The organism is Pseudomonas entomophila, assembly GCF_029478665.1.
GTDB lineage: Bacteria > Pseudomonadota > Gammaproteobacteria > Pseudomonadales > Pseudomonadaceae > Aquipseudomonas > Aquipseudomonas entomophila_F.
The window spans coordinates 1-8,129 of record NZ_JARPQB010000084.1; the positions used below are offsets into that span (position 1 = coordinate 1).

The 8,129-nt window shown below is 64.9% G+C and carries 6 protein-coding genes; 1 reads left to right on the top strand and 5 read right to left on the bottom strand.

Translation table 11 applies throughout. From position 1 onward, the window contains the following. Window positions 1–31: 31 nt before the first annotated feature. The 5 genes from pdxH to dinG all read right to left on the bottom strand — a co-directional run bounded on the left by pdxH (window position 32) and on the right by dinG (window position 7,485). The gene (gene pdxH, locus P5705_RS25380; RefSeq protein WP_277463619.1) at window positions 32–679 is read right to left on the bottom strand and encodes a pyridoxamine 5'-phosphate oxidase; all 648 of its coding nucleotides are present in this window, start codon (window positions 677–679) and stop codon (window positions 32–34) included. A gap of 19 nt (window positions 680–698) precedes the next feature. After that, window positions 699–1,661, bottom strand: coding sequence for an OmpA family protein (locus P5705_RS25385; protein WP_277463620.1), 963 nt, complete (start codon window positions 1,659–1,661; stop codon window positions 699–701). Window positions 1,662–1,760: 99 nt separating this feature from the next. After that, window positions 1,761–2,906, bottom strand: a complete 1,146-nt coding sequence (locus P5705_RS25390; protein ID WP_277463622.1) for a serine hydrolase domain-containing protein — start codon at window positions 2,904–2,906, stop codon at window positions 1,761–1,763. Between the two features lie 134 nt (window positions 2,907–3,040). After that, complete coding sequence (locus P5705_RS25395; RefSeq protein WP_277463623.1) at window positions 3,041–5,260, bottom strand: beta-galactosidase; 2,220 nt, start codon at window positions 5,258–5,260, stop codon at window positions 3,041–3,043. 80 nt (window positions 5,261–5,340) lie between these two features. Further along, window positions 5,341–7,485 (bottom strand): ATP-dependent DNA helicase DinG, encoded by a 2,145-nt coding sequence (gene dinG / locus P5705_RS25400; protein WP_277463624.1) that lies wholly within the window; start codon window positions 7,483–7,485, stop codon window positions 5,341–5,343. Window positions 7,486–7,583: 98 nt separating this feature from the next. Between dinG and P5705_RS25405 the strand changes: the two genes are divergently transcribed. Next, window positions 7,584–8,048, top strand: a complete 465-nt coding sequence (locus tag P5705_RS25405) for a CopD family protein (RefSeq protein WP_277463625.1) — start codon at window positions 7,584–7,586, stop codon at window positions 8,046–8,048. The last annotated feature ends 81 nt before the right edge of the window (window positions 8,049–8,129 follow it).

An 8,129-nucleotide genomic window follows, 5' to 3' on the forward strand; every position in this document is an offset into this window, starting at 1 on the left:
CGGCGAAGGGCCGCACAGCGGCCCGTTTGATTCAAGGGGCCAGGCGCTCGCGCTGCCATTGGCCATTGACCAGCCGATAGTTCAGCCGATCATGCAAGCGACTGGCCCGCCCCTGCCAGAACTCGACACGCTCCGGCAACAGGCGGTAACCGCCCCAATGCTCGGGGCAATGGGGTTGCGAGTCGGAGAAACGCGCTTCGGTAGCCTTGACCAGCCCCTCCAGTTCCTCACGGTCAGCAATCACCCGGCTCTGCGGCGACGCCCAGGCCCCCAGGCGGCTACCCATAGGGCGCACCTGGTAGTAGTCGTCCGACTCCTTGGCCGTAACCTTCTCCACCCGCCCTTCGATACGCACCTGACGCTCCAGCGCCGGCCAGAAGAACGTCATGGCGGCGAACGGATTGGCCGCGATGTGCTGGCCCTTGGCGCTGTCGTAGTTGGTGAAGAAGGTGAACCCTCGCGCATCGAGGGCCTTGAGCAGCAGCACCCGGCAATGCGGACGGCCATCGGCGTCCACCGTGGCCAGGGTCATGGCGTTGGCTTCCACCGGCAGCTGCTCGGTCTTCACCGCGTCGGCGAACCATTGGTGGAACAGCGCGAACGGCTCTCCCGGGGCCTGGGCTTCGGCCAGGCCATCACGGGTGTAGTCGCGGCGCATATCGGCCAGGGATTGGGTCATGACTGCGTTTCCTTGACGATCAGTTGGTCTTCGCAGGGCTGTTGGCGGCGACTTTCTTGTCGGTGGCGGCCTTCTTCGCGGCGGGCTTGGCCGGAGCGGCTTTCTTCTTCGCGGCGCTGCTGGCCTTGGCCGGTGCCTTGGCCTTGGCGGCAGGTTTCTTCGCGGCGGGCTTGGCGGCTGGCTTGGCGGCCACGGGTGCCTTGGTTTCCTGAGTGGCCACCATCGACGCCGGGGCCGGAGCAGCCTGCTGGTACTTGGCCAACAGGGCGACCATGGTGTTCTGCGGGGTCAGCAGCATTTCGACGCGACGGTTCAGGGCACGGCCCTCGGCGCTGTCGTTGGCGGCACGCGGCATTACCGAGCCCATGCCCTTGAGCATCAGGCGATCACGCTGCAGGCCGCTGAGGCGGAAGATCGCCGACACCGAGGCGGCGCGCTCGAGGCTGAGCTTCTGGTTGGCGGCGGTGGCGCCACTGCTGTCGCCATGGCCGAGGATCAGCACGGCAGTCTTGGTGTCGGTTTCAATGACCTTGGCCACCTGGGTGATCGGCCCGAGGGTGATCGGCAGCAGCATGTTCGGGCGGTCCGGGTTGTACGCGCTGTCCACCGGGATGGTCACCGCCAGCACATCTTCGCGGCGCTCGAGCTCGAGCTTGCTGCCCTTGATGGCTTCGCGCACCTTGGGTTCGTACTGGTCCAGCCAGGCCTGGGTGGCCTTCTGGTCGATCTTCGGTACGGCCGCGGCCGCCGGCTTCTTCTCTTCGGAACCAAACGGCCACCACCAGCGGCTGCTGCTCTCGGACTTGGCGTCGGCCTTGGCCACGTTCTCGGTCACGGCGGCCTTCACTTCCTGTTCGGCGACCTTGTCGGAGCCGAAGGGCCACCAGTTCAGGCTGCTTTCCTTGGACCCGTCCTGGGAGTGGCTGGCACAGCCGGTCATGGTCAGGCACAGGGCAAGTGCTAAGGTTTTATGTGAAGACATCAGCGATACACCATGAAATTGAAAGAAATTTTGCCCACACGCATCAGGCGTTGGCATTGAGGATAGTCAAAGGGTCCGGGCAATACCCGCATTACCCGATCAAAGGCAACTGCCAAGGACACGCACCAATCGTTGGGCGCGTGGGTCCATCAGCACGTAAGGGCCAAGCGTGTTGGTGACGAAACCGAAGGCCACGTCATGTTCAGGGTCGGCGAACCCGACCGAACCACCGGCGCCCGGGTGGCCGAAGGCACGGCTGCCGAGGCCGAAGGTGGCATTGGCCACGTCGGGCTGGTCGAGCATGCAGCCCAGGCCGAAACGCGTCTGGGTCAACAAGGTACGGTCCTGGCCCAGGCTGTGTTCGCGGGTCAGCTCGTCGAGCAGTTCGGATTCCAGCAGGCTGCCATCGAGCAAACCGGCGTAGAAACCCGCCAGGCTGCGCGCATTGCCATGGCCATTGGCGGCGGGTTGCTGCATGCGCCGCCACTCCGGCTTGTTGGTGCTGGTCAGGATGGCTGGCGGGTTGGTGAAGGCGCGGGTCGACAGTGCTTCGGGCTCGCGCATCGTCACCTGCAGCAGGCGCTGTGCAGCCGCGTCGCCCGAGTTGCCCTTGCCGCGGGCGATGTGCGCCACGCGATGAAATTCTTCGTCCGCCAGGCCGACATGGAAATCCAGCCCCAGCGGCCGGGCGGTGCGGGCCACGATGGACTCGCCCGGGCCACGGCCATCGGCGCGGCGGATCAGTTCGCCAATCAACCAGCCATAGGTGATGGCGGCATAGCCATGCTCGGTGCCAGGCGTCCACCAGGGCGTTTCGGCAGCCAGGGCATCAACCATCGCCTGCCAGTCATACAGCGCTTCAGCCGGCAGCAGCTCGCGAATCGCTGGCAGGCCGGCGCGGTGGCTGAGCAGTTGGCGCAGGGTGACGGTCTCTTTGCCGGCCTGGGCGAATTCCGGCCAGTAGCGGGCCACGGGGGCGTCGAGGGCCAGCTTGCCCTCGCCGACCAGCTGCAAGGCGGTGACGGCGGTGAAGGTCTTGGTGCAGGAGAACAGGTTGGCGATGGTATCGCTGTGCCACGCCTCGCGGCCGTCCTTGTCGGCGCTGCCGGCCCACAGGTCGACCACGGTTTCCCCACCAACCTGGATGCACAACGCCGCACCACGCTCCTGGGGATCCTCGAACAATGCGGCGAAGGCATCGCGCACCGCCTCGAACTTCAGCTCATAGTGACCCTGGATCTGCACCCGACTGCTCTCCGTACGACCTAACGTGCAAAAGCGTGCATTGTTTCAGCAGTTCGCCGTTTTGCAAACTGAATGTGGCTGGATGGTCATGAAGAAAGGTCGAAAATCCGAGGGCGTGACGCCCCCGGACTCGCTCAGTGGCTGGGTTTTACCAGCGTGTCGCGCAACTGACCGATGGCCTGCAGGTTGCTCCGGCGTACCGCCTCGACAAACCCCGGATAAGCCACGTCGGTAATGGCCACCAGCCCCAGGTGGCCATTCTCGCCATCGAGCAGGCGGCCACTGGCGGGTTGGTCGAGGTACTGGAACCAGTGTGCGCCCACGATCATTGGCTGGGCCAGGGCGGCCTTGAGGAAGTTGCCATAGGCCGGGCCACGGCCCTCCTCGCGCTCGACCTCCACCGGACCCGGCCAGAACGGGCCACGGTCACGGGAGCCGAACTGGAACTCCGAAACCAGTACCGGCTTGTCCAGCTCGGCCAGGTGGGCGAAGTCGTAGCCGTCCTCGGGCTTGAGGGTATAGAAGTTGAAACTCAACACATCGCAGAACTCGGCGCAGGCCTTGACGGCTTCAGGCGTGCTCACCGCATAGCGTCCACCCAGGAGCATGTGGTTGGGCGCATGCCATTTCAGCGCATCGGAGATGGTCTTGAAGTAGGTCTCGGCGAATACCTGCTGGAAGTACTGATAGTCACGCTCGATTTCCGGATGCTCCGGGTTGGGCAGCGGCGCTTCGAAGCCCGGGTCTTCCATCAGTTCCCAGGCCGTCAGTTCGATACCCCAGGCCTTGGACAACCCTTCCTGGTTGCGGTACTTGTCGCGCAACTGCTTGAGGAAGGCGCGCTTGGCGGGCACATCGGTGGTCAGGCGCAAGGTGCCATAGGCCAGGCCATAGCGGGCTTTGGGATCGTCGCCCGGCGCGGCCCAGGCCAGTTCGTTGTCAGCAAAGTAGCCGATCAGCCAAGGGTCGTCGCGGTGGTCACGGGCGGCGATGGCCACGGCACGCTCGGTGGCCATGGCGAAGCGTGGGTCGAATGGGTCGGGCATGCGCCCCCACCAATCCATGCCGGTGCTGATGCTGGCGTAATCGCCGACGATCGCCAGCGGCAGGGTGTAGGGCATGCGCTTGGCCTGGGCGAAGGCTGGGTCGCTCCAGTTGCCGAGAGTATTGAAGCCCCAAGCTTGCAAGCGGTCGAGGGTATGCCCCTGCCAGCGTTGCGCATCGAATGCTTGGGGTGGGCATGGAGCGTCTGGTGTGCAGGGTTGGCCATAGGTGCGTTGCAGATTGGCCGTATAGAAGTCGAACCAGCGCCCCTGCTTGAAGTTGCGCCCCTGCGACGAGGCATTGCCATCGTCGTTGTTGCCCTCGCCATAAAAAGCAGCGAATGCGTCGCCCTCGCCCGGCAAGGCCTTGAACATGTCTTCACGACCCGACACGTAGGTGCGGCCACCATCGGCGGCCACGGCATTGACCCCAAGCGAGTAGAACGGGTGACCGTCAGGTGTAACCAAGTACCAGCGCCCTTCGCGCTTTTCGGTGCGGAAATATCCCTTGGCCTCGAACGCCGACCCTGCCAGCAGACCGCCATAGGGGTCCAGGCCCTGCTTGTCCCGCTCGGCCAGCCAGCGCTTGAGCACAGTTTTTTCACGGTTGTCGGCAGCCTTGAGCTGATCGTCGCTGACGATCTTCTCCGGCCACCGCGCACGGGTGGACTGGCCGTAAACGTCGATCAACTCGCTGTAGGCCGCCTTGAATGCCAAGTCATCGTCCTGCAAACCGACCTTTTCGATCAGCAGGCTCTGGGCCACCTTGGGGCTGGGGATACTCAAGCTGATCGAGGTGACCTGCTTGAGATCGGTATCCCCCGCGCTGCTGGCCAGCAGCAGGCGTTGCCCTTCGAATGCCCAGGGCATCGGAGGCCCGGCACGCATCCCCTGGCTCAGCGGCGAACTGGCCTTGAGCGGAATCATCACGGTCTGCGCAGGCCCCGCCGGCAGGTCGATACGGCTGGTGAGCGTGCGACCGTCGCTGCTCTGCACGGTCACATCGACGGTCAGGGCCCAGTCCATCGCGCTTTGCAGGCGTAGGGTGAGGGCCTGGACGCCGGACCAGTCCCAGGCTCCGCTCTGGGGGCTCAGGCGCAGTGTCGGTTGCGCCACCGGATTGAACACCACGCGCCGCAACGCCTCGCCTTCGGCTGTCTGCTCCGCGTTGTACTGCGGCATCCCGGCATCTTGTGTAGTCACGTTCACGACCGAAGCTGGGCGGACGAAACTGAACAGCGTCTGTTGCCCGGCCAGCAAAGGGGCACTGAACAACAGGGTTAGCAAGGCAGGCAGGGTACGGCGAATCATGGGGCGGTTGCTCTCCTTCAGAGCCCTGCTGGGCTCACGACCGGATTTTGACAACGTGCCGGGGCGCAATACTCCGGCAGTCAGCTGATTTCCCGCCGGAAGGGCGGGAGTGCATTGAGGATAGCCTTGCCGTAGCGCTGGGTGACCAGGCGTCGGTCGAGCAAGGTGATGACGCCACGATCCTGCTCGGTGCGCAGCAGGCGGCCGCAGGCCTGGATCAGGCGCAGCGAGGCGTCGGGCACGGCGATCTCCATGAACGGGTTGCCGCCGCGGGCTTCGATCCATTCCGCCAAGGCCGCCTCCACCGGGTCGTCGGGCACGGCGAAGGGAATCTTGGCGATGACCACGTGCTCGCAGTAGGCGCCGGGCAGGTCGACACCTTCGGCGAAACTGGCGAGGCCGAACAGGACGCTGTGCTGGCCGTCGTCGACACGCGCCTTGTGTTTGTTGAGCGTTTCCTGCTTGGAGAGGTTGCCCTGGATCAACACCAGCTTGCGCCAGTCGCGGTCCAGGCCGTCGAACACGTCCTGCATCTGCTTGCGCGAAGAGAACAGCACCAGCGCGCCACGGGCCTGCTCGACGATGTTCGGCAGTTCACGAATGATCGCCGCCGTGTGGGCGGTGGCGTCCCGCGGGTCGGCGCCGAGGTCGGGCACGCGCAACAGGCCAGCGTCACCATGCACGAACGGGCTGGGCACCACGCAGGTGACGGCATCGCGCGGTAGGCCCGAACGCATGCGGAAGCGGTCGAACTTGCCCAGGGCGGTGAGCGTAGCCGAGGTGACCAGGGCACCGTGGGCAACGTTCCACAGGCTCTTGCGCAGCATCTCGGCGGCGAGGATCGGGCTGGCGTTGACCTCGATATCGAACAGCGCGCCGGATTCGGCCAGGGTGAGCCAGCGAGCCATGGGCGGGCTGTCTTCCGGGTCTTCGGCGGTGAAGGCGGTCCACAACTCCCAGTTGCCCTGGGCACGGGTCACCAGGCTGCCGAACAGTGGGTACCACTCTTCGGCCTGGTGACTGGCAATGCCAATGTTGTTCTCGCCGTCCATGCCTTCCTTGAGCAGGTCGGCCAGGCGCGTGAACAGGTCGTTGAGGCGGGCGAAGCCTTTTTTCAGCTCGATGCCGACCTCGCGGATCTGCTCGGGCACCACACCGCCTTCGAAGCGGTAGCGTGGGCGGTCACGCCCCTCCATGTCTTCGCCAGCGCGGAAGTCGGCAACCTGCTCGCATAAGGTGAACATGAACTGCTGCTGCGTGCGCACCTCACGGGCCAGTTCCGGCACTTGCTCGATGTATCGACCCAGGTCGCCTGGCAACGGGTGTTGGGCCAGCAGCTTGGTAAGGTTCTTGGCGGTCTGCTCCAGCCAATCGGCGGTGGAGCGCAGGCGCGAATAGTGGGCGAAATGGCCAATGGCCTTGTCTGGCAGGTGATGGCCTTCGTCAAACACATACATGGTGTCGCGCGGGTCGGGCAGCACGGCGCCGCCGCCAAGCGCGAGGTCGGCCAGGACCATGTCGTGGTTGGTGACGATCACATCGACCTTGCCCATGCCTTCACGGGCCTTGTAGAACACGCACTGCTGGAAGTTCGGGCAGTGCCGGCCGGTGCACTGGCTGTGGTCGGTGGTCAGGCGTGCCCAGTCCTGGTCCTCGACGGCTTCGGACCAGCTGTCGCGGTCACCATCCCAACGATTGCCGGCGAGCTTCTCGATCATGCTGTTGAACAGCTTCTGGCTGCGCTCGTCGACCTCGATGTGAAAGCCTTCTTCCTCGAACAGTTGGGCGGTGGCTGACTGCGCGTGGCCTTCCTGCAGCAGGATGTCGAGTTTGGAGAGGCACAGGTAGCGCCCCCGGCCCTTGGCCAGGGCGAAGCTGAAGTTCAGCCCGCTGTTGCGCATCAGATCGGGCAGGTCCTTGAACACGATCTGTTCCTGCAGGGCCACGGTCGCGGTGGCGATCACCAGGCGCTTGCCGGCGGCCTTGGCGGCGGGGATCGCGGCCAGGCTGTAGGCGACCGTCTTGCCGGTACCGGTACCGGCCTCCACCGCCACCACGGCGGGCTCGCCAGCGCGGCGCCCTTCGTCGTCGCAGGCGATGTCACCGAGCACCTTGGCGACTTCGGCGATCATCAGGCGCTGGCCGTAGCGTGGCTTGAGGCTTTTGGCTTCGAGGAAACGCGAATAGGCGCCCTGGATGGTGGCTTTGAGTTCGTTGCTGATCATGGTCTGCAGGCGCCCGGAGGGCTGGATATATTTTCAGTGTTTCGCATGGGCCGGCTATCATACCCCGCTATTGCCCTTTGTGCCGCATGGAGATCCGGATGCTCGCCTTTGCCCTGCCCTACACCCTGCACTTGCTTGCCGCCCTGGTCTGGGTCGGCGGGATGTTCTTCGCCTGGCTGGTGCTGCGCCCTGCCACGGTTGCGGCGCTGGAGGGGCCGGCACGTTTGCGGTTGTGGGTGGAGGTTTTCCAGCGCTTCTTCAGATGGGTCTGGCTGGCGGTGGCGGTGTTGGCTGTCAGTGGGGTGGGCATGATTCACCTGCGCTTTGCCGGCTTCGAGACGGCGCCTCGGTATGTGCAGGTGATGATCGGTGGTGGGATCGTGATGTTCGCCTTGTTCATGCGGATCCAGTCGTTGCTGCTGCCGGAGTTGCGGGCGGCGGTGCAGGCTGAGGATTGGGCGGCGGGTGCTGGGGTGCTGGGACGGATCCGACGGCTGGTGGGGGTCAACCTGGCGATTGGGCTTGTGGTGGTGGCGGTGGCGGGGTCGCGGGGGCTGGTTTAAGGCTGAGTGCGAATGACGTTTGACCAGGCCTCCCAAGATGCTCAGCGGAAGAAATACGGCGTCTATGAGGCCGATCGCCGC